Here is a 21,317-nt window from a genome sequence, read left to right on the forward strand (position 1 = left end):
GAAAAGTCAATGGTCAATTTTAAAGATAACGATAAAATTTTAACCGGTGAAATTCACTGTTCACTATTCACCATTGACAGTTAACTTTTATTTATCCTGTGGGATAGGGTTGAACTGTGAATTTTCGATCGTAAGTTTCTTTGTGGTAAGGTCATAATGATCATTCATAGACATGACATGTACCGTAAGATTATCGATTGAAATAGGTTCACCCAGGTTGATATTCGTCAGGTTAGTATCTTTAATGAACCTTCCGTCCACCAGGATTACAAGACCTGAACCTACAGCTGTCATGATATCATTATGGATAAAAAGCCCGGTATCTTCACCCAGTCCTATCCCCAATGTTCTCGGATTGTTGACTACAGCCTGGAAAAGACGCCCGATTCTGCCACGCTGTACGAAGTGTGTATCAATAATTACATTATCAATCAGGCCAAGTCCCTGTGTTGTTTTAATTTCTCCCTTTAAAAGAGATTCAGAGCTGCTTCCCTGGTAGATCATATTTTCAGAGGCTGCTGCCGCTCCTGCGGAAGTGCCTGAATAAATGAAATCCTGTTCCTGATATTTCAGTAAGATAGTGTCGTGAAATCTTGTTCCTCCAAGAATAGAGGTCAGCCTAAGCTGATCTCCTCCGGTGAACATCACGACATCTGCTGCATTGGCCCTTGCGGCCATAGCATCGGAATTGGCTTCTTCACGGTTGTGAATGTCAAGGATATTTACATTTTTGGCGCCAAGAAATTCAAAAGCTTTTTTGTATTCTGTGCCTACAATTTGAGGGATTTGGGAGGCTGTGGTTACAATTTCGATAACAGAATTTTCCTTAAGCTTAGATTCATTAATGATCTTTCTTAAGATTCCTCTTTCAAAAAAGTTAAGGTTTTTTTCAATGTTCTGGTCGAAATCGGTTTCTGCAAAGCTTCCTTTGTTTACAGCTCCTCCGATAATAATTAATTTTCCAACGGGTCTCATCATAGTGTGCAAATTTAAAAAATAATTAACATTTGACGAAATTCATGCCACATTTTAATGATTTTTAATGTTTTAGAATTGTTAATTTCTTTTCATTTTTTTTTGAGAAATCTTTAAATGTGGTATAGTTTGGTTTAGGGTTTTACATTATCTTTGATTTTTGAAGGAGTTATTGTTAACTGATAAAAATGCAAATAGACTATGAAAATTGAGAAGATACAGGCATTACGGGGTCCAAACATCTGGAGCATCAGAAGAAAGAAGCTGATACAGATGAGATTGGATCTTGAAGAAATGGAAAATTATCCTACGAATAAAATCGACGGTTTCAGAGAAAGAATCGAAAAACTGATCCCATCTCTGTTCACTCACAGATGTTCAGAAGGAGTGGAAGGAGGATTCTTTCACAGGATAGAAACCGGAACCTGGATGGGGCATGTTATCGAACACATAGCATTGGAAATACAGACACTGGCAGGGATGGACGTAGGTTTCGGAAGAACCCGTGAAACAAAGTCACCCGGAATATACAATGTTGTTTTTAATTATATTGAAGAAAATGCAGGTATTTATGCTGCTGAAGAAGCGGTAAATATAGCGCAGGCTTTAATTGATAATAAAGAATACGATATTAATGCCTGTATACAGAAATTGAAAGAGATCAGAGAGCGTGTCCGCCTGGGACCTTCTACCGGAAGCATCGTGGAAGAAGCCGTTTCCAGAAGGATTCCCTGGATAAGATTGGGAACGAACTCTTTGGTACAGCTTGGCTATGGTGTGAATCAACAACGTTTTCAGGCAACCATTACAGGAAAAACAAGCTCAATTGCGGTAGATATTGCTTGCAATAAAGAACTGACGAAAAAAATGCTGCATGATGCTGCTATTCCTGTTCCTGTTGGAGATCTGATAGTGGATGAAGAAGGCCTGAGCAGTGTTATAAAAAGAATAGGCTATCCCATCGTACTGAAGCCCTTGGACGGAAATCACGGAAAGGGTTCTTCCATTAATGTAAATGATTGGGAAGCAGCAAAAATAGGATTGGAACATGCTCAGAAGTACTCCAGAAAAGTCATTGTAGAAAAATATATTACAGGATATGATTTCAGAGTTTTGGTCATTAACAATAAAATGGTTGCGGCAGCAAGGAGAGTACCTGCACATGTAGTAGGAGATGGTGAGCTGAATCTTCAGGAGCTGATAGATAAGGAAAATAAAGATCCGAGAAGAGGCTATGGCCATGAAAATGTCCTTACTGAAATAGAAGTAGACAAAGATACACTGGAGCTTCTTGAAAAGCTTCAATATACCCTTGAAACCGTTCCGCAAAAAGGAGAGATTGTCTATTTGAAATCTACCGCTAATCTTTCTACGGGAGGTACATCCATAGATGTTACCGACATGGTACATCCTGAGAATATCACCATGGCTGAAAGAGTTTCAAAAATTATTGGTTTGGATGTCTGCGGTATTGATATCATGGCAGAAAATCTGACTCAGCCCCTTAAAGAAAGCGGTGCAGCGATTATTGAAGTGAACGCTGCACCCGGATTCAGAATGCACCTGGCACCAAGTGAGGGTCTTCCGAGAAACGTAGCCGCTCCGGTGGTGGATATGTTGTATCCTCCGGGAAAACCATTCACAATCCCAATTATCGCGGTAACAGGAACGAATGGCAAAACAACGACAACAAGACTGATCTCCCATATCGTAAAAAGCAACGGTTACAGAGTAGGCTTTACTACTTCTGACGGTATTTATATTCAGAATACGATGCTGACAAAAGGAGATACTACAGGACCACTTTCTGCTGAGTTTGTTCTGAAAGACCCTACGGTAGAATTTGCTGTTCTTGAAACAGCAAGAGGCGGAATCCTGCGTTCAGGCTTAGGATTTTCACAGTGTGATATTGGTGTTTTGACTAATATTGAGGAGGATCATTTGGGAATGAATGACATTCACAATTTGAAAGATCTGACGAAAGTAAAAAGAGTGGTTCTGGACAGCGTAAAGAAAAACGGCTGGAGCGTCCTGAATGCTGATAATGAATATTCCATGAAGATCATTAATGATCTTGACAGCAATGTTGCGATCTTCAGCATGAATGAAAACAATCCCCATATTGTAAAATTTGCTAAAGAAGGAAAAATCACCTGCATCTATGAAGAGGGTTTTGTAACCATTAAAAAAGGCGACTGGAAAATCAGAATAGGAAAGGCTAAAGATTTCCCGATCACTATGGAAGGAAAGGCTAGATTTATGATCGAAAACGTTTTAGCAGCGAGTTTAGCAAGTTATCTGTATGGCTTCGGGATTGAAGATATTTCCAATTCCTTAAGAACTTTTATTCCGAGTGCACAGCTTACACCGGGAAGACTTAATATATTCAAATTCAAGAATTTTAAGGTTCTTATTGATTTTGCACATAATCCTTCAGGCTACGGTGCTATCGAAGATTATCTTAAAAATGTAGAATCTACCAAAAAAATAGGTATTATTTCAGGAGTAGGCGACAGACGTGACAGTGATATCAGAGAGTGCGGAAAAATTGCCGGAAGAATGTTCGATTATATCATCATCAGAAACGAAAAGCACCTGAGAGGGAGAACGGAAGAAGAGATCAACGGGTTAATCATTGACGGTATTAATGAAGCCGGAAGAAATGTGAGCTATGAGATTATTCCTAAGGAAATCGAAGCTTTAAAACATGCGATGGGAATGGCTGAAGAAGGAACCTTTATTACTGCTTTAAGTGATGTTATTTCAAATGCAATCGATTTGGTACAGGATTACCAGGCACGTGAGCTTATGGAAGACGATAAAAATTCATAGAATACATCATCTATACAAAAACGGCTGAATTTTCAGCCGTTTTTTATTTAAACAAAATATCACTTTTTTTCTTATTATATTCTACAAATATCATAATCCAACCTTACATTGCAAAAATAGCAAATCCCTCTGAACTCAGAAGGATTTGTTGTATTAGCCAGGGTTTTATTCACCTGTTTTTTTGATTTTTAAAATTACTCCTCTCCGAAAAACGCATTAGAGCTCCCGATCCATATGGCATCTTTCTTGTTAAAATCCACATTTACCATTGCGGCTTTAGTCATTCTTCCCAGGTTTTCCAGTAGAATAGGGCGTTCATCATTTTCGTGCCAGATGTACAACAGACGGATTTCTGCCTTTGAAAACTCTCCGTTAATATCTTCGAAAATAGGTTCATAAGTAACTTTTCTCTGTAAAATATAGTTTTCCTTATCCTCAATAGCTTCTGTTATTTCTTTTGTAGGATTTAAATTTACTCCGCTTCCTGCAAATGAAAATAGCGGTTTCAGGACAAAATTTTCAAGATTCTCATGCTCAGGAAATTCGTTTAAGAAGTAGCTCTTCGGAACGAATTGATGCTTCAGCATGGGAAGAAGAAACTTTGAAATCTTAAAAAACCAGTTAGGGTGCGTGATCCATTTTACCTCAATATCATCACGGAAATCAAACCCAGCTTTCAGATCCGGAATACTATCCAGTTCATCAAAAATAACCCGGTTATAGATTCTTTTGATCTCAACAGATTTTCCGTTGCTTTCATAAAACAGCTTTCTGCCTTCTTTTTTTACTTTGGTTAGGCAGACTGTTTTTATTCCCAATAATGTTTCAGTCAATGCAAAATCAATTGCTGTTTTCTGTTTCTCCGGGAATATTTCAAGCAGAATGACATTTTCAGGATTTTCATTTCCGATAATCAGTTCTTTTAGATGATTTTTAAACTCAGAATGGGGCATTGTATTCCTGAGTTCCGAAAGGAAAGGGTAAACCTCACAGAATGTATCTTCAAAAGTCTTTTGAAAAGCATATAATGAAGGAAAAGCCTGCAGTTCGATCAGCTGAGGTTCAATTTCTCCGTTTTCGCTTCGGCAGATCCCAAAATCAATAGTAAAAAAGTGAGGCTGAAGAGTATCATTAGGTACTCTGCAATTATCAGGAACAGCCTTGTAAAGTATTTCAGCAGGAAGTGCCTTGATCTGGTCAATAATGCTCTCGCTGGCGTCAAGAAGCTTGTTTTTAAATTCATGAGAAAGAAAAAGAGGGCTTTCTGAAATTCTGAATGCAGGTGCAATCCCTCCTTTCTGAGCAAGACGTTCTTTAAGCTGTTCGTATTTTTCCTGTGAAAACTCCTGGTTGAACTGTTTTCTGTATTTTGGGATCATATTTCTTCTTTGTGGTTTTATTTTAAAAAATCGAGCAGTAATGCCCGATTTAATGTTATAATTATTGCAATATCTCATTAATAATGCTTCGACTTTCCTCAGCATAACATCTCTGATACTGACTGTTATTTGTTCAGTATTGCCACACTGAGCAAAGTCGAAGCATGTATTATATAAAGTTTAAGCTAAAATTTCACTTCCCTTCAAAATGTTTTTTTTTGCAGACTGAAGGAATCTCGGTAAGATCTGGCTTCTGGTAAGAATGATCTTGTCTTCATCATCTATTCTGTCTACTGTTTCAAGATATTTCTCCATGCCGAAGTTCTCGATCATTGCCGTTTTGTTTTTTTCGTCTTTCAGGTTTTCAATCATGCCTTTAGGATCAGCTTCCGGATGAAATTGTGTTCCGAATATCTCCTCTGAAAAGCGTACAGCCATTACAGCCCTTTCCAGATTAATATGTGGTCTGAATTTCTCGATAGCCGTGATTTTCATGCCCAACTCATCAAAACGGTCCATATCCGGCTCAATGAATTGATACGCTCTGGAATCTACAGCATAAAAAGGATCCTTAAGATTTTTAAATAAAAATTCCTGCTCGCCTTCCTCTGTTTTGTGAACTGGCATTACCCCAAAAGAATACGATTTTCTTTTACAGATATTTCCCAGTTTCCAGTGGATACTTGCTAATTGAAATGAATGACAAATCAGGAACAGATATTTTTTATCTTCATTATATTTATTGTGGTCTAAAACGCTATCCAGAAAGCAGGCATACTTGTCTTCCCATTCCAGACCTTCTCTGTGTGGGTTTCCAGGTCCGCCTGAAGAAATAAAGATATCAAAATCTTCAATGTCGGGCATTTCATTCTTAAACCTTACATCAAATGTTTCGATGATCACATTTTCTTCAGAGCTTTGTTGAAATGCTTCTGAAATCTCTTTAATATTTCTAAAGCCTTGATTGACATGGTTGTTGTTCATATCTATCAATGCGATTCGAATATCTTTCATACTTCATATTTTTTCCAAAGTTACCAAAAATATTATGAAGCTGTTTCGCCATGTGTTATGCCATACTCCGTTTCAGAGATCATATAATCCACCACTTTGGTAAGGTCTCCGGTTTCATTAAACACTTTAAGCTGTCGGTCGGCTCCTGTTCCGTTTTCCAGGATGGTCCAGGCATATTCAACCTCTTTTCTGCAGTCGAGTTCATCTACAACGTCATCAATAAATTCAAGAAGCTCTTTCAAAAGATGAGGATAAGGAACGGATTCTTCTTTTCCGAAGTCGATCAGATGGGCTTCAATACCACTTTTGGAGGCTCTCCATTTGTTTTCATTCAGTAACAGCCTTCTGTAGCTTCTGAAACTTAAGTTTTGTTGATGTAGCTTATAGATTTTTGCTACCAGACTCTGCATAATAGCAGCCAGGCAAACCGTTTCCTCTAATCTTAAAGGCATATCACAGATTCTGAACTCAATAGTAGGGTAGAAAGGATGGACACGCAGATCCCACCAGATTTTCTTGGCATTATCTATAGTTCCGGTTTTTACCAGAAGCTCTACATAGCTGTCGAATTCAGCGAGTGAATTGAAGTAGCTGGGAATACCGGTTCTTGGGAATTTTACAAAAATTTCCTGCCTGTAGGACTTGAAACCTGTATTTCTTCCTATCCAGAAAGGAGAGTTGGTGGAAAGTGCATAGACGTGCGGAAGAAAATAACGCATCACATTCTGAATCCTTACCCCTTCTTCACGATTGGGGATCCCAATATGGACATGAAGCCCGAAAATTAAATTTCCGCGGGCAACATCTCCCATATCATCCACGATTTTGTTGTAACGTTCACCGTTTGTGATGGTATTATGTTCCCAATTTGAAAAAGGATGTGTTCCGCCTCCGGCTACCCGAAGGCCCTGTTCATGGGCTGTGTTGATTAAATGTCTTCTCAGGTTAGTCAGTTCCGTTCTGGCTTCCTTGATATTCTGGCAGATTCCGGTTTCCATTTCAATCATTGATTCATGCATTTCGTGTTTTAAATTTTCACTTAAAACAGCTTTTCCCCCTTCAATGATCTTTGAAACATGAGATATTAAGTCTCTGCTCTCAACATCAATGATCTGATATTCTTCCTCGATTCCTATAGTAAACTGATGCATTTTTTTTTCGTGTTTTTTTATTTTTCTTAGCGTTTATTTTACAGAGTCTTTTACAAAAGTACCCCAGGAGATATTAGGTTTTCCAGGAACATATTCTTTTGCTTTTTCAATGGCCAGTTTAGCAGAATGCTCTACAATCCATGCAAAGTTTTCTTCACCTACCGAGTTTTTATCTGCATCAGGAGCAGGATTGCAGAAATCTATTGCGTATGGAATTCCGTCTCTGATGGCAAATTCTACCGTATTGAAATCGTAGCCCAGAGCTTCGTTCATTTTAATCGTATAATCGTGGATCGTTTTTAACAGTTTTTCAAGTTCGTCTCCTTTAGTCTGATGCGTTGTGGCATACCTTAGGTGATGTGGATTACGCGGTTCATACGGCATTATATGAACGTATTTTTTCCCCAGACAGTAAACCCTGTAATAATCATCGAAAACAATCTCTTCCTGCACCATCATCACCAGCTGTTCTGTTTCGCTTAATTTTTCCCACAGATCCTCTGGATTTTCGACTCTGTACACACTTTTCCATCCGCCTCCGTCATGAGGTTTCATATAGGCAGGAAATCCTACATAATTGAAAATATATTCCCAGTCGTGAGGAAACTTCAGGTTTCTGAATGATGTTTCCGAAGTGTCTGTAGGTCTTTCGTGCGAAGGAAGCAGTACTGTTTTAGGAAGTGGAATTCCAAGTTTTGTCATCAGCGCATTATTGAAGAACTTTTCATCAGCGCTCCACCAGAAAGGATTATTGATTACATAAGTTCCGTTCAGTGCGGCATTTTTCAAATAAGCTCTGTAAAAAGGAACATCCTGCGAAATTCTGTCGATAATGACTGCATAGCCGTAATCAGCTCCCTGCTCCAGTTTGTCGATATTCACTGCTTCAGCAATGATTTCTCCGCCACCCAGTTCATTTACCTTGTCGATAAACGCCCAAGGAAATGTATCTTCCATACCGAATAGAATCCCCACTTTTTTTGCCATAATTTCTGTTTTTAATTGGTATATGTTTTATTATTTTATCTTATTTATGTATGGTTTTCAGGAGAAAAATGCTCCTATAAATGTAGGGAAAACCATTCTCCATAACGGCCAGTCATGATTGATCCATTTTCTCTCATCGTACCAGAAATCGATTCCTTTCGAGCTTAGGATTTCAGCCATTTCAATGTTTTTATCTCTGCAGATATCCTGGTCGGAAGTGCTCAGGACAATGTGCATATGTTTGTATTTCCAGGCTTCATCATTCTTTACAAATTCCTTCGGACAGTTAAAATAAACAAGCTCATCCGAATATCCGTCCATGAAATTTCTGATGCTGAATGCTCCGGAAAGGCAGAACAGGTGCGAAACCACATCCGGGAATCTGAAAGCAAAATTCGCAGCATGATAACCTCCGAAACTTGCGCCAGCCACTGCGACACGGTGGGTTTTATGGATCTTCTGGATATATGGTATAAATTCCTGGATCAGGAACTGCACATACAGCTCATAATTTTTTATCCTTTTCTGTGGTGAAATCTTTTCATCATAAAAGCTCCATGCATCAATAGTCTGGACATTATAAAGCTTTACTTTGCCCTGCTCTATAAACCAGTTGATGCTTCCGTTAAGATGGAAATCATGATTTTGAGTGTATTGCCCCTGAGAGGTCGGGAACATAATAATAGGATGCCCGTAATGTCCGGTAACTTCTATTTTAAGGCTTGTTCCTAATATATTTGAATAATAATCTGTATGTTCTATATGCGACATTGATAAATTTCTTTTATTATACTGTGTTTAGCTTGTCAATTTACTTTTGGGCGGCAGAATATTCAGCATCTCTGCCTGGATTTTTTCGGCAGCGCTGTCTAATCTTTCCTGTATAATATCCGGATCGGTGGATTTGTAGACAATTCCAACATGATAATCAATAGGAAGGTACTTTACAGTTTCCTCACTGTCAAAAACACTGTAATCAGGATCTTTGTCCTTGATGAGGGCAATGATGAGACCTGAATAGTAGCCTGTAGGTTTTGAAGCCAGGTAAGTTTTTCCACGCAGAAGAGCATCTTCAATTTTTGCCCATTCCCGCCAGATATTAATATTACTGGAAGCTTCAACAAGATCCGGAATGTGGGCACCGCCAACTCTGGAGGATGTTTCAAGGAAATACCATTTTCCGTCCGCTTTTCCACGGATAAATTCAGTATGGGTAGCTCCGTTAAGCAATCCGAAACTGAAAAGTACTTTGGCATTGACTTCTTCGAGAGCTTTAAATTCATCAGAATATCTTCCCAGTGTCTTAGACCTGAAAACACCGCCTTCATGAGAAACCTGCATAGGAGGAGCGAGATATTTCGAGGCAGAGGTAAATACAATTTCTTTATTAAAGGTCAGGCTGTCCACATGATAAACATCTCCCGGTTTAAAGCTTTCCAGTAAAAATAAATGACGTTCTTCACCCAGAGCATTCAGTTCATCCCAAAGCTCATCTTTGGAAGAAAACTTTTTAATGCCAGATGCTGATGCTTCTGATCGGGGTTTTAATACCCATGGAGCCGGAACTTTCTCTACGAAGCTGTTCACTTCATCATTATTAAAAACTGCTGTAAATTCCGGAACACTGATTCCCGAATCTTTCGCTTTCTGGCGCATAGCCAGTTTATCCCTAAAATACCGGTGTGTTGTTTGTCCCATCCCGGGAATGCGGAATGTTTCTCTGATCAGCGCTGCCTTTTCTACATCATAATCGTCAAGGGCCACTACAGCATCTACTTTCCTGGTTTTCATCAGGTGTGAAAATCCCTGGACCAGATGATCCAGATTCCAGACAGAAGGTTTTAATTCAGACATATAAAATACCTCATCAATAGCATGCCATGGCCAGTTTTTTTCCTTAAGGCCTTCTGATGTTACCAAGATGATTTTATTACCGAGCTTCTTCATTTCGTCCATGAAGTCATAGCCCTTGTAATAGCACGAAATACATACTATTGTTTTCTCCTCCATATAATGTTTTTTATCTTTTGGTAGATTATCAAAAATAAAAGCAATTCTTTATTGATTAATTAACGTTAAAAATCACAATAAACTGCGTTTTTGAAAAATATACACTCAAGTATACAGAGATTTTTTCTAAAAAACTAATTTTTAGTGATAATTTTCAATTAAATCGGCCAGCAGTTGCACTCCAAAGCCGGTTGCTGCTTTTTCCTTTGCATATCCTACACTTCCAAAAGTAACTCCTGCAATATCCAGATGTGCCCATTTAGGGTGGTTTTCGATAAACTGCTCCAGGAATTTAGCGGCTATGATACAGTCACCGATAGGTTTCATAGAGATGTTTTTCAGATCCGCGACATCAGACTGTATATCCTCTTTCCATACATTCCATAAAGGAAGATTCCATACCCTTTGGTTGGTATTGTCTCCGCTTTTTATCAGGAGATTTTTCAGTTCATCATAATTCGAGAACATGGCTCCGCAGGTATCACCGAACATTCTGACAGAGCTTCCCGTTAAAGTGGCAAGATCAATCAGAAGATCTGTTTTATAGTTTTTAGCAAGGTAAGAAAGTCCGTCAGCGAGAATCATTCTGCCTTCTGCATCGGTATTAAGGACTTCAATGGTTTTTCCGTTATAAGCTGTAATAACATCACTTGGAAGGAAAGCGTTTTCAGAAATGGCATTATCCGTGATAGGAAGTACCGCAACGATATTCACCGGAAGCTTCATTTCTGCTGCATAGATCAGGGTTCCGATAACTGCCGTAGCACCGCCCATGTCAGATTTCATATAATGCATATTGTCCGGATTTTTCAGGGAAATACCTCCTGTATCAAAAAGAACACATTTTCCTACCAGCCCGAATGTTTTGGCATTTTTAACGGTTGTTTTGTATTCTATAATGGTAAAAGCGGCATCGTAAGCACTTCCCTGGTTAACCGACAGATAGGCGCCAAGGCCCAGTTCTTCACATTTTTTTCTGTTGAATGCGGTATATTTTAAGTCATATTTCTTGGCCATATTTTTCAGAAACAGGCTTAGGATATCAGGTTTTTTAAGGTTGGCTGGTTTATTCAGCCATTCCTGACAGGTAATTTGTCCGTTAGCCAGTGCTTCGGCTTTTGAACTGATTGCATCCAGTTTTTTCTGGCTTAGATTTTCGAAGTGGATTTCAAATTTTGGGTTCCAGAAAGCATGTTTTTTATCAAAAGGATAGCTGTATGTTCCGAAAAGTAACCCTTTTACGAACTCTCCGATCTGTTTCTCATTCAGGAAATCTGCTAAAACAAGAGTAGGAACAGTCTTAAGCTTGTCTTTTTGTGTTTGGGAGAATTTAACGGCTACCTGCTGAACCTCGAAATTCTGCAGTGTTGATTTTCCCAAACCGATCAGATAAATGATGCTTTCGTCGTCAGTATGAATGAAAACCTCATATTTCTTTCCGGAAAAAAAAGAAGAAATATTTTTATTGTAATTTTTACTGGATTTGATCCATTCTTCCTCCGTGAAAAGCTGGAAAATCTGTGTATATTTTTTATTTTTTTTATTGATTAATTTCATAAGCTTAATTTTTAATGCTTTGTTGTTGTGGTTTTACTTCTACCGGATTTTCTGTGTTGTCATAAAACAGCCACTCAATGGCTCTTGGAAATTCCTGAGACCAGTAAAATTCACTGTGGGTCCCTTCAGGATTGATGCTGGTCCTGAATTCAAAATCAAAAAGATTCTTCTTTTCCCAACGCTTTAAATATTGTTCAAAAACATGAATTCTTTTCACCATTTTGGAACCTTCCTGGCCACCACCATACAGGTAGATTTTTGTTTTAAAAGGAACCCTGAAGTTCATCATCGGAAAATTATTGTTTGGCTCCACCCAAAGTGAAGGGGAGAAGATCAGCAGTTTTGAATACACTTCTGGATAAAGGAATCCACTGTAAATACTGATCAACGCACCTAAAGAGCTGCCTCCGATTCCTGTATTGTCCCGGTCTTTTTTTGTGCGGTAGTGCTCATCTACAAAAGGCTTTAAAGTATCTGTAATGAAACGGATATACTTTTTCCCTTCCGAGCCGTTCGCAATATTATCGTTGTCAAAAATATATTCCTTAATACGCTCTTCGCTGCCATGTTCTATGGCAATGATGATGACATCTCCACGGCCATATTCCGCCAGAATAGACAGCTTTTTATCGATTTCCCAGTTTCCGTACCCGCTTCCTTCGTTGAAAAGATTTTGGGCATCCTGAAGATAAAGCACAGGATAGCTTTTATCGGATACATAGTAATCATAAGGCAACACGGCCCAAACCTTCCGGTAACGGTCAAGCTGCGGGATATAAAATTCTTCGGAAATAACCTCTGCAATCGGGAAAAACTCCTTTTTAAAAGGACCCCAGTTGAGCCTCCATTTTTCTACGATATCAGATGCTTTTCCGGTTACCTTTTCGGCCTTTCGGTTAGGCGTGATATTCCCGTACTTATCGAGCTCCACATTTTCCCAGCCTCCTTTTGTAAATTTGTACTCTACGGCATCTGGAAGTATTTCGCTGTCAATCTCTATGAAATAATTGTGTGCATCCAGCTGTTTAAGCTGATAACTATAGTCTCTTGGGTTCCAGTTATTGAAATTTCCGGTGATGTATACCGTTCTGTCGTCGCTTTCTTCAGTATAAAGTTCAAACCTCATCCTATGTGTTTAATATAATTTTGAAGCTAAATTTATAAAAAAGATTGTTTTAAAATCATAAAAAAATAAATATAAAAAATAATATATTTGATAAATATGCACAAAAGAGGGGAAATTAACATAATAATTATTTGATCAATTATTAATCGTTATTGCAGGGAATTTTCGTAGTTTCAGAGAAAAATAAAGTATAACCATATCTTGATGAATTCTGTTAAAACCTATACGCTGTTCACGGATCATGATGTCTACCTTTTCAAAGAAGGAAGACATTATAAGCTGTATGGGAAATTTGGAGCACATTCTGTTGAAAAAGAGGGTGTAAAAGGTGTCTATTTTTCGGTTTGGGCTCCCAATGCAAAGAAAGTTTCCGTTATAGGAAATTTCAACAACTGGAATCATAAAGATCATATTCTGTTTCCGAGGTGGGACGGATCGGGAATCTGGGAAGGATTTATTTCCGGACTTACCTGGGGTACATTGTATAAATATGCTGTAGAAACTGCCAGAGGTGAAATTCTGGAGAAAAGCGATCCTTTTGCTTTAAGCTGGGAACAAAACCTGCAGGCAGCCTCATTGGTTTCCACCACCTGGTACGAATGGAGTGATAATGATTGGATGGAAAAACGCTGGAAAAACAACAGCTTGAATGCCCCGATATCTGTTTATGAACTTCATCTGGGTTCCTGGGTAAGGCAGGGCGATGCTCCTGATAAATATTTGAATTACCGTGATATTGCTGAGAAATTAGTTCCTTATATAAAAGAGATGGATTTTACCCATGTAGAATTCATGCCTGTCATGGAATATCCCTACGATCCGAGCTGGGGATACCAGATTACCGGATTCTATGCAGCCACCTCCCGTTTCGGTTCGCCACAGGATCTGATGTTTCTGATTAATGAGCTTCACAAAAATAATATTGGTGTTATTTTGGACTGGGTGCCGTCACACTTTCCGGGAGATGCCAATGGGCTTCACCGTTTTGACGGTTCCTATCTTTATGAACATGAAGATCCCAGAAAAGGGTTTCATCCCGACTGGAAGTCCTATATTTTCAACTATGGGAGGAATGAAGTTAAATCTTTCCTGATCTCTAATGCCATGTTCTGGCTGGAACGCTATCACGCAGACGGACTTCGTGTAGATGCAGTCACATCTATGCTGCATCTTGATTATTCAAGAAATGAAGGTGAATGGGAACCTAATATAGAAGGGGGAAATGTAAATCTTGAAGCCAAAGCTTTCCTTCAGGAATTCAATACAGCAGTTTATAAAGAATTTGGGGACAGTATTGTTACGATAGCAGAGGAAAGCTCAGATTTTCCTCTGCTTACAAAACCTGTTCATGATGGCGGAGTAGGCTTCGGAATGAAATGGATGATGGGATGGATGCATGATACGCTGGATTATTTTAAAGAAGCTCCGGAAAACAGGAAATATCATCATCATAAAATCACTTTTGCGTCCGTATATATGTATAATGAAAATTATATGATGCCGCTGTCGCATGATGAAGTAGTGCATGGAAAAGCGAGCCTGATCTATAAAATGCCGGGTGATGAATGGCAGAAATTTGCCAATCTCCGCACATTATATGTATATATGTACAGCCATCCGGGAGCTAAGCTTCTTTTTATGGGAGACGAATTTGCCCAGACCGGTGAATGGAATTTTACCAGAAGCCTCGACTGGCATTTGCTGCAGTATCCCGTTCATAAAGGAATGCAGACATTAGTCAAAGATCTGAATCATTTGTACAGGAATGAAACTGCTTTTTACGAAAATCAGTTTGATAAAAACGGATTTGAGTGGGTAGAAGCAGATGATCTCGAGAACTCCGTGTATGTGTATCTCAGAAAAGGCAGAAAAAGAGATGATGTATTGATGGTTGTTCTCAATATGATTCCGCAGGTTTTGGAATACACCATCGGAGTCAGTGCAGGAACACATTGGGAGGTTATATTTAACTCTGATGATCAGAAATATGGTGGAAGCGGTGTAGATGCTGATATTCTTAATGAAAGGCAGCAAGAATGGATGAGGCATCCAAAATCCATCACAATAAAACTTCCGCCAATGGCAGGAATTATTTTAAGACAGAAAAAAGATAAAAAATATAAATTACAGAGAATAAAACTACATAAGAAATAATCATTATGATGCTGAGGACTAAAAGAGGGTTTGATGAAATACAAATGACAGTGAAATTATGGTAATATATCATTTAAGTACAGAATGTTATCCGGTAGCAAAAGTAGGCGGTCTTGCAGATGTTGTGGGAGCACTGCCGAAATATCAGAATAAAATAAAGGGAATAGAAGCCAAGGTTGTAATGCCCTGGTATAATAAATCCTTTATTCATGATCATGAGTTTGACACAGTTTTTGATGGTTTTATTCATCAGGGAGAGAATATGCTCCAGGTTCAGGTCATGAAGGAGAAAACAGATGCTTTGGGATTTGAATTGTATATGGTGAAAATTCCCGGACTTTTAGACAGGGAAAATCCTTACGGTTATCAGGATGAAAGCTTCCAGTTTTTAGCTTTTCAGCATGGGGTGCTTCACTGGCTGAGTGCTATGAAGATCCGTCCGGATGTATTGCATTGCCACGATTATCATACAGGGTTGGTGCCTTTTATGACCCAGCACTGTCCTGAATTTGAATTTTTAAAAGGAGTAAAAACTATCGGGACCATCCACAATGGAGAGTACCAGGGAATGATGAGCTGGAATATGGCGAATTATATGCCTTTTTTTGATTCTTACAAATGGGGACTGATGGATTGGAACGGGCTCATTAATCCACTGGCAAGCATGATCAAATGTGCTGATGCCTTTACAACCGTTTCTGAAGGTTACCTCGAAGAACTGTTCATCAGTTTCCGCGGACTGGAAAGCCTGGTGCGCCAGGAATTCGGAAAAGCATACGGAATCATCAACGGGATTGATACGGAAATATGGAACCCTGAAACCGATCCGATGCTGGATTTTAACTTTAATATTAAAAATGCAGTAGCGCAAAAGAAGAAAAATAAAGAAAAGCTCTGCAAAGAATATGGCTTGAAGCCGGAACTTCCTTTGTTTGCATTTATAGGAAGGTTTGCCACCGAAAAAGGGGCTGATTTCCTGCCGGATGTAGTCTGGAAAAGCATTAAGCAGAGTTATGGCGCACTCAATATTATGATTCTGGGTTCCGGAGATGCCTATATTGAAAATAAGCTTAAAGAATATGCATACACGTATACCAATTTTGCTGTGGATCTTGGGTATAAAGAATATCTTTCTCACAAGATCTATGCATCCGCGGACTTTCTGCTGATGCCGTCCAGGGTAGAACCATGCGGGCTGAACCAGATGTATTCTATGAGATACGGAACAGTTCCCGTTGTAAGATATACCGGAGGCCTCAGAGATACAGTGGAAGATATTTCAACCGGTGGGGCAGGATTGAATTTTACCTACCCGGGAGTAGATGATATAGTGCATGCCATGAACAGGGCATTGGGCATTTACAGCCAAAAAGGGGTTATGGAAGATCTTATCCATGCAAATATGAAATTTGATTTTGCATGGGAGAAATCTGCGGAAAAATATATAGCTTTATATAATAACTAACATGATGAAAGTTTCCGGTTTTCTTTTTGTGATCATGATCCTGCTTTCTTCATGTAAAGAAGATGAAGGAAGTTATCATGGTGGATATTATTGGATTTATGGATACGGACTGCCTGATATGGGAGCACAGGAGACTATGGATGGAATATCTGAAAAATGGAAAATTAAGCATTATGCTGTATCAGGCTGTATGATAAGCCCTGAAGAAGAAAGAGCTGTAAATGCCATTAACAAAAGGACCTATGCTGCAATAGAAAGAAAGTATGGTAAAGACTGGCATGCAGCATATGATAAAGATATGCAGGATTTCACCATGAAGAATGTAGATGTCATGGATGTTCTGATCACGAGTAAATTGTTCAGGAAAGAGCTTAAAAAGCATTACATTGAGGTCTATAACGTAGACAAAGAAGTATTTGAACTTAATAATGAAGGTGAATTTAGGGTCATTGTGTATAATAATGAACTCAAATATGAAAATAAAGAGTGCTTTAGATTAGCAGTAAACACTAAGAATAGAACAGTAAATTTAATTCAATAAAACGCAAGATACCTATGAAACGAAATGTAATCTCCATTGTTTTGGGAGGCGGCAGAGGGACAAGATTATTCCCGTTAACATATTCAAGATCGAAACCGGCTGTTCCTATTGCAGGAAAATACAGGCTGGTAGATATTCCTATTTCCAACTGTCTGAATTCGGGACTTAATAAGATCCTGGTTTTAACGCAGTTCAATTCAGCTTCCTTAAACTCACATATCAAGAATTCCTATCACTTTGATATTTTCAGCAAAGGATTTGTAGATATTCTTGCAGCAGAGCAGAATGTGGAAAATGACAGCTGGTATCAGGGAACAGCAGACGCTGTCCGTCAGTCGATGAAGCATCTGGAAAAATATGATTACGACTATATCCTTATCCTTTCCGGTGACCAGCTTTATCAGATGGATTTCAGGGAAATGCTCGATTTTCACATTGAAAATGGTGGCGACGTGACAATTGCGACCATTCCCGTGGTGGCAAAAGATGCCACAGGCTTCGGGATTTTAAAGTCTGATGACGATGGTAATATCACATCCTTCTATGAAAAACCGGAATATGATATCCTGGACAGCTTAAAATCCGAAGTTTCAGAAGAAAATAAGCATAAAGGAAAAGAATATCTGGCCTCCATGGGTATTTATATTTTCACAAGAACCATTCTTAAAAAAATGTTTGAAGATGGAGCCGGAGATGATTTCGGGAAAGACATTATACCAAATTCTATCGGAAAATACAAAACACTGAGCTACCAGTATGAAGGCTACTGGACAGATATCGGAACCATAGAGTCTTTCTACGAAGCTAATCTGGATCTGTGCCAGGATTTTCCGCAGTTCAACCTGTTTTCCTCTTCACCCATTTATACAAGAGCGAGGATGCTTCCGCCATCCAAAATTAACGGTTCATACGTAAGCAAAGCTGTTTTCGGGGACGGATGCATCATTATGGCCGATAAGATTGAAAATTCCGTGATCGGGAACAGAACCAGAATAGATAAAGGAAGCACTATCGTCAATTCTTACGTAATGGGAGCCGATTTCTACCAGAATACGACCGAAATTGTACTCAATGACAGAAACGGGTATCCGAACATGGGAATCGGGAAATACTGCTATATTGAAATGGCTATTCTTGATAAAAACTGCTATATCGGCGACAATGTGAAAATCATCGGCGGAAAACATATTCCGGATGGCGACTACGGAACCTATTCAGTCCAGGATGGAATTGTAGTGGTGAAAAAAGGAGCTGTTCTTCCTTCGGGAACCCATATAGGTTAATAAAAAGATATGATTAGTCCTAAATAAAAAAGAGGAAACCAACAAAGGTTTCCTCTTTCTATATTTAAGCTTCATTCTTTTATTGAGAAAGCAGTTTTAGGGAATATTCCAACTCCGGATCTTTCTGTTCCTTGAGTGATTTTAAAAAATAGTCACTTTTAATGGTATGATCAGGGATTACACCTGTGCAATTGGCAACATTTTCCTTGTCACCACTATTAAAGAAAATTTCCGTCCGTGGAATGGAAAGGGTGGATTTAGTATTAGGGAGCCTGTAAGAAAGGAACCATGCAGCAGTGGTAAAATTACTGCATGAGCCGGTTTCTTTTCCTACAATTTCTCCTCTTTTTTCGGTCTTGAATAAAGAAGCAAAATAGGTGGCAGCAGAAAACGTGCGGTTATTGGTTAGCAATACAGTCTTACCGTCAAAAAACAATCCGTCTCTAGGATAGCTTTTTATATACGTGTTATCAAGCCTTGAATTTCCAAAATAATAGTCTCCCTTTTCCCCTTTGTCAAACCTTTGTCTCATAAAATTATTCAGATCTGTAATGTCTTTATCTGAGTAATACTGGTTAGTTTGAGGATCTATCAGATAGTTGGTATAATTGATGTCAATAACTTTAGTTCCGTATTTGTATTCATTATTAAAGCTTTTATCTGCTGCTATAAAAGAATATAATAAAGCTACGTTACTGATGGCACCGCCAGAATTATTACGGATATCTATAATAAGTTTTTTGGATTTTAGATTCCTTATTTCCTGAAAATATTTTTTCAGTCTTTCATAAAAAAAACTTTCGTCATAAGAGAATGATTTTACTGATAAATAATACGTTTCCGGATCTATTTTATAACCGTAAATTCCGTAGCTTTCTGAAACTAAGTCAATAGGGAGTACAGCATGTTTGGTTTCGTAATAATACTGAGGATATTTTATACCATTTACTTTCACCGTTTTTTGCGTTCCGTTTAAAGTTTTATATTTTAAGGTATAATCATTGGTGCGGTTTTTTAAAATAAAAGGGATATTGAAAGATATATCCACATCTTCCACTTTAATATTTCCGTCTGCGGCTTTAGGAACTTTTTTCACAATAGTATCAGCACTTAACCCATTAATTTCAAGGATCTCACTGCCTGTTTCAATAGCATATTTGTTAGCTCCGTTCACATATATAATACCATTTTGTACATAAGTTGAAAGAGGAAAATAGTAAACAGAATTCATAACATCCTCAAAATAATTGGAGTCAGTGCCAAAAGAACTGTGACCATCACCAATTATTCTTGTAGGGTTGTTAATCAGCAAATTGATATAGCCGGGATTTTTTTTAATTTCATTACGGAGAGAATCCAGCTTTCTGGTAATGGTTTCTTTGCTGTGAAACCTGTAAGGGTTAGGATGTTGTTTTTGAATGATATCAACTGCAATATCGAAATCTTTGAGATAACCGTCTTCAGGAATTTCTGAAATTGAGTACTGAGAAAAGCCTGTTGAGAAAAATAAAATCAAAGGAAATACAAATAACTTCTTCATAGAAAAATTTTTTAATTTTAGGCTTTTCACCCATCAAAAAATATACCGTTATTTCACTATTTAAAAGTGGAGTTATTTTTATAAAATAGCATATTAATAATTAAAATTGCCAATTATAATGAGCTTTTTTAAAAAATAATAATTAAATAATTCACTTTTTAATTTGGGAATCTATTCTTGAAATAATCTTTTCAAAATAACTGAGATATTGGTTACTTTTTTTATTTGTCTTACTTTTGCGTAATGCGTTTTTTTAAAATAATAGCCGTAATTCTTGTTCTTGTGGTAGGAGCCTATGCTGCTTCCATGTATTTTTTCGTGGACGAAAACAAGGATTTTAAAATAGAAAAAGAAGTCGATTATCCCATAGATAAAGTCTTTTCCCAGTTTAATAATCTTCAGCACTTTACCCGCTGGAACAATTTTTTTACAAGTTCACCGTCAATTGATATCGATTATTATACCCCTTACGAAGGTCAGGGAAGTGCAATAAGCTATGTAGATCCGAAAAATGATACGGACGGAGAAATGTTCATCCGGTATGAAAATCCTGCTAAAAGCCTGAGATATCAGCTTTTTGAAGACAGGAATGAAAGCCCAACGGTGGTGGATGTTCAGTTCAAGCCTGTTTCTGCGGACAAAACAAAGATTACGTGGTATGTGCACACGCCTAAACTTTCCGTGTTCAGAAGAGTGGAAAATTTCTGGACGGAAGACCGGTTTGCCGAAAATATTAATAAAAGCATGGTCAATCTGAAAAATGTTCTGGGCAATAAAGTGGAAAAAGATAACCAGATGGCTTCCATCAAATATGACAGTCTCATGGTGGAAAACGAGGAAGATAAGCTGTTGCTGGGCATCAACGTGAGTGCGTCAAACAAGAAAGAAGCTCTCTATAAAAACATCGTTATGAATTACAGCAAAGTTTATAACTATGTCACAATGGATCTCGGTAAAAAAGACGACGAATTTGGCTTCCCGGTGTTGATTACCGATGCCGATAATTACAAAGACAAAGAAGTTTCTTATTTCCTGGGAATTCCTCTTTCCAAAAAGATAGGAGTTCCGGATAACAATTTCAATTTCCGGACTGTAAATCCTTCTCAAAATTATGTGATGTACTACAAAGGAAGCTACGAGGGCAGAATACGGGCGGTTCAGCAGCTGATTCAGAAGGCTAAAAAAGACGAGATGCGCTTCGGAGATATCCGGCAGACCTTTATTGAACGTCCCATTGAAGGGCAGGAGGTGAACATTAAGCTCTCATTATCAGTGTTTAAGTAATTTTTTTCAGATTATTTTT

Annotated in this window: 16 protein-coding genes; 6 read left to right on the forward strand and 10 right to left on the reverse strand. The window is 38.3% G+C overall.

The window, feature by feature from the left end:
* Nucleotides 1-87: 87 nt before the first annotated feature.
* On the reverse strand, nt 88-978 hold the full coding sequence (locus tag ACMGDK_RS01340) for a cyanophycinase (RefSeq protein ID WP_373426874.1): 891 nt from the start codon (nt 976-978) through the stop codon (nt 88-90).
* Nucleotides 979-1,176: 198 nt separating this feature from the next.
* Between ACMGDK_RS01340 and cphA the strand changes: the two genes are divergently transcribed.
* Nucleotides 1,177-3,807, forward strand: a complete 2,631-nt coding sequence (gene cphA / locus ACMGDK_RS01345; protein ID WP_436806269.1) for a cyanophycin synthetase — start codon at nt 1,177-1,179, stop codon at nt 3,805-3,807.
* A 194-nt stretch (nt 3,808-4,001) separates the two neighbouring features.
* Here the strand turns inward: cphA and ACMGDK_RS01350 are convergent, their stop codons facing one another.
* The 8 genes from ACMGDK_RS01350 to ACMGDK_RS01385 form a co-directional block, all read right to left on the reverse strand.
* The gene (locus tag ACMGDK_RS01350) at nt 4,002-5,186 is read right to left on the reverse strand and encodes a hypothetical protein (protein ID WP_436806270.1); all 1,185 of its coding nucleotides are present in this window, start codon (nt 5,184-5,186) and stop codon (nt 4,002-4,004) included.
* A 180-nt stretch (nt 5,187-5,366) separates the two neighbouring features.
* Nucleotides 5,367-6,200, reverse strand: a complete 834-nt coding sequence (locus tag ACMGDK_RS01355; protein ID WP_436806271.1) for a type 1 glutamine amidotransferase — start codon at nt 6,198-6,200, stop codon at nt 5,367-5,369.
* Nucleotides 6,201-6,232: 32 nt separating this feature from the next.
* Nucleotides 6,233-7,351: a carboxylate-amine ligase gene (locus tag ACMGDK_RS01360; RefSeq protein WP_436806272.1), complete on the reverse strand. Its 1,119-nt coding sequence runs from the start codon at nt 7,349-7,351 to the stop codon at nt 6,233-6,235.
* A 33-nt stretch (nt 7,352-7,384) separates the two neighbouring features.
* Nucleotides 7,385-8,338 carry an ATP-grasp domain-containing protein gene (locus ACMGDK_RS01365; RefSeq protein WP_436806273.1) on the reverse strand — a complete coding sequence of 318 codons (954 nt, stop codon included), beginning with the start codon at nt 8,336-8,338 and terminating at the stop codon, nt 7,385-7,387.
* Between the two features lie 57 nt (nt 8,339-8,395).
* On the reverse strand, nt 8,396-9,109 hold the full coding sequence (locus tag ACMGDK_RS01370; RefSeq protein ID WP_436806274.1) for an alpha/beta hydrolase-fold protein: 714 nt from the start codon (nt 9,107-9,109) through the stop codon (nt 8,396-8,398).
* A gap of 27 nt (nt 9,110-9,136) precedes the next feature.
* Nucleotides 9,137-10,348, reverse strand: a complete 1,212-nt coding sequence (locus ACMGDK_RS01375; protein WP_436806275.1) for an ATP-grasp domain-containing protein — start codon at nt 10,346-10,348, stop codon at nt 9,137-9,139.
* A 141-nt stretch (nt 10,349-10,489) separates the two neighbouring features.
* Nucleotides 10,490-11,905: a leucyl aminopeptidase family protein gene (locus ACMGDK_RS01380; RefSeq protein WP_436806276.1), complete on the reverse strand. Its 1,416-nt coding sequence runs from the start codon at nt 11,903-11,905 to the stop codon at nt 10,490-10,492.
* A 4-nt stretch (nt 11,906-11,909) separates the two neighbouring features.
* Nucleotides 11,910-13,031, reverse strand: coding sequence for an alpha/beta hydrolase-fold protein (locus tag ACMGDK_RS01385; protein ID WP_436806277.1), 1,122 nt, complete (start codon nt 13,029-13,031; stop codon nt 11,910-11,912).
* 204 nt (nt 13,032-13,235) lie between these two features.
* Between ACMGDK_RS01385 and glgB the strand changes: the two genes are divergently transcribed.
* Genes glgB through ACMGDK_RS01405 form a run of 4 tightly spaced genes read left to right on the forward strand, consistent with a single transcriptional unit; the run spans nt 13,236 to nt 18,474 of the window.
* A complete protein-coding gene (glgB, locus tag ACMGDK_RS01390; RefSeq protein WP_436806278.1) occupies nt 13,236-15,185 on the forward strand; it encodes a 1,4-alpha-glucan branching protein GlgB in 1,950 nt (649 codons plus the stop codon).
* Nucleotides 15,186-15,243: 58 nt separating this feature from the next.
* Complete coding sequence (locus tag ACMGDK_RS01395; protein WP_436806279.1) at nt 15,244-16,650, forward strand: glycogen synthase; 1,407 nt, start codon at nt 15,244-15,246, stop codon at nt 16,648-16,650.
* Nucleotide 16,651: 1 nt separating this feature from the next.
* Nucleotides 16,652-17,191 (forward strand): FEKKY domain-containing protein, encoded by a 540-nt coding sequence (locus ACMGDK_RS01400; protein ID WP_436806280.1) that lies wholly within the window; start codon nt 16,652-16,654, stop codon nt 17,189-17,191.
* 14 nt (nt 17,192-17,205) lie between these two features.
* Nucleotides 17,206-18,474: a glucose-1-phosphate adenylyltransferase gene (locus ACMGDK_RS01405; RefSeq protein ID WP_436806281.1), complete on the forward strand. Its 1,269-nt coding sequence runs from the start codon at nt 17,206-17,208 to the stop codon at nt 18,472-18,474.
* 79 nt (nt 18,475-18,553) lie between these two features.
* On the opposite strand, the gene ACMGDK_RS01410 is transcribed toward ACMGDK_RS01405, so the two are convergent.
* Nucleotides 18,554-20,014 carry a S41 family peptidase gene (locus ACMGDK_RS01410; protein ID WP_436806282.1) on the reverse strand — a complete coding sequence of 487 codons (1,461 nt, stop codon included), beginning with the start codon at nt 20,012-20,014 and terminating at the stop codon, nt 18,554-18,556.
* 243 nt (nt 20,015-20,257) lie between these two features.
* Between ACMGDK_RS01410 and ACMGDK_RS01415 the strand changes: the two genes are divergently transcribed.
* Complete coding sequence (locus tag ACMGDK_RS01415; RefSeq protein ID WP_111958139.1) at nt 20,258-21,298, forward strand: SRPBCC domain-containing protein; 1,041 nt, start codon at nt 20,258-20,260, stop codon at nt 21,296-21,298.
* Nucleotides 21,299-21,317: the final 19 nt, after the last annotated feature.

Source organism: Chryseobacterium hilariae, assembly GCF_051400735.1.
Classification (GTDB): Bacteria; Bacteroidota; Bacteroidia; order Flavobacteriales; family Weeksellaceae; genus Chryseobacterium.

Coding starts and splice junctions, on each gene's coding strand:
- ACMGDK_RS01350 (WP_436806270.1), bottom strand. CDS start 5,186: ATGATCCCAAAATACAGAAAACAGTTCAACCAGGAGTTTTCACAGGAA.
- ACMGDK_RS01340 (WP_373426874.1), bottom strand. CDS start 978: ATGATGAGACCCGTTGGAAAATTAATTATTATCGGAGGAGCTGTAAAC.
- ACMGDK_RS01415 (WP_111958139.1), top strand. CDS start 20,258: ATGCGTTTTTTTAAAATAATAGCCGTAATTCTTGTTCTTGTGGTAGGA.
- ACMGDK_RS01355 (WP_436806271.1), bottom strand. CDS start 6,200: ATGAAAGATATTCGAATCGCATTGATAGATATGAACAACAACCATGTC.
- cphA (WP_436806269.1), top strand. CDS start 1,177: ATGAAAATTGAGAAGATACAGGCATTACGGGGTCCAAACATCTGGAGC.
- ACMGDK_RS01380 (WP_436806276.1), bottom strand. CDS start 11,905: ATGAAATTAATCAATAAAAAAAATAAAAAATATACACAGATTTTCCAG.
- ACMGDK_RS01370 (WP_436806274.1), bottom strand. CDS start 9,109: ATGTCGCATATAGAACATACAGATTATTATTCAAATATATTAGGAACA.
- ACMGDK_RS01365 (WP_436806273.1), bottom strand. CDS start 8,338: ATGGCAAAAAAAGTGGGGATTCTATTCGGTATGGAAGATACATTTCCT.
- ACMGDK_RS01360 (WP_436806272.1), bottom strand. CDS start 7,351: ATGCATCAGTTTACTATAGGAATCGAGGAAGAATATCAGATCATTGAT.
- ACMGDK_RS01395 (WP_436806279.1), top strand. CDS start 15,244: ATGGTAATATATCATTTAAGTACAGAATGTTATCCGGTAGCAAAAGTA.
- ACMGDK_RS01385 (WP_436806277.1), bottom strand. CDS start 13,031: ATGAGGTTTGAACTTTATACTGAAGAAAGCGACGACAGAACGGTATAC.
- glgB (WP_436806278.1), top strand. CDS start 13,236: ATGAATTCTGTTAAAACCTATACGCTGTTCACGGATCATGATGTCTAC.
- ACMGDK_RS01375 (WP_436806275.1), bottom strand. CDS start 10,348: ATGGAGGAGAAAACAATAGTATGTATTTCGTGCTATTACAAGGGCTAT.
- ACMGDK_RS01400 (WP_436806280.1), top strand. CDS start 16,652: ATGATGAAAGTTTCCGGTTTTCTTTTTGTGATCATGATCCTGCTTTCT.
- ACMGDK_RS01410 (WP_436806282.1), bottom strand. CDS start 20,014: ATGAAGAAGTTATTTGTATTTCCTTTGATTTTATTTTTCTCAACAGGC.
- ACMGDK_RS01405 (WP_436806281.1), top strand. CDS start 17,206: ATGAAACGAAATGTAATCTCCATTGTTTTGGGAGGCGGCAGAGGGACA.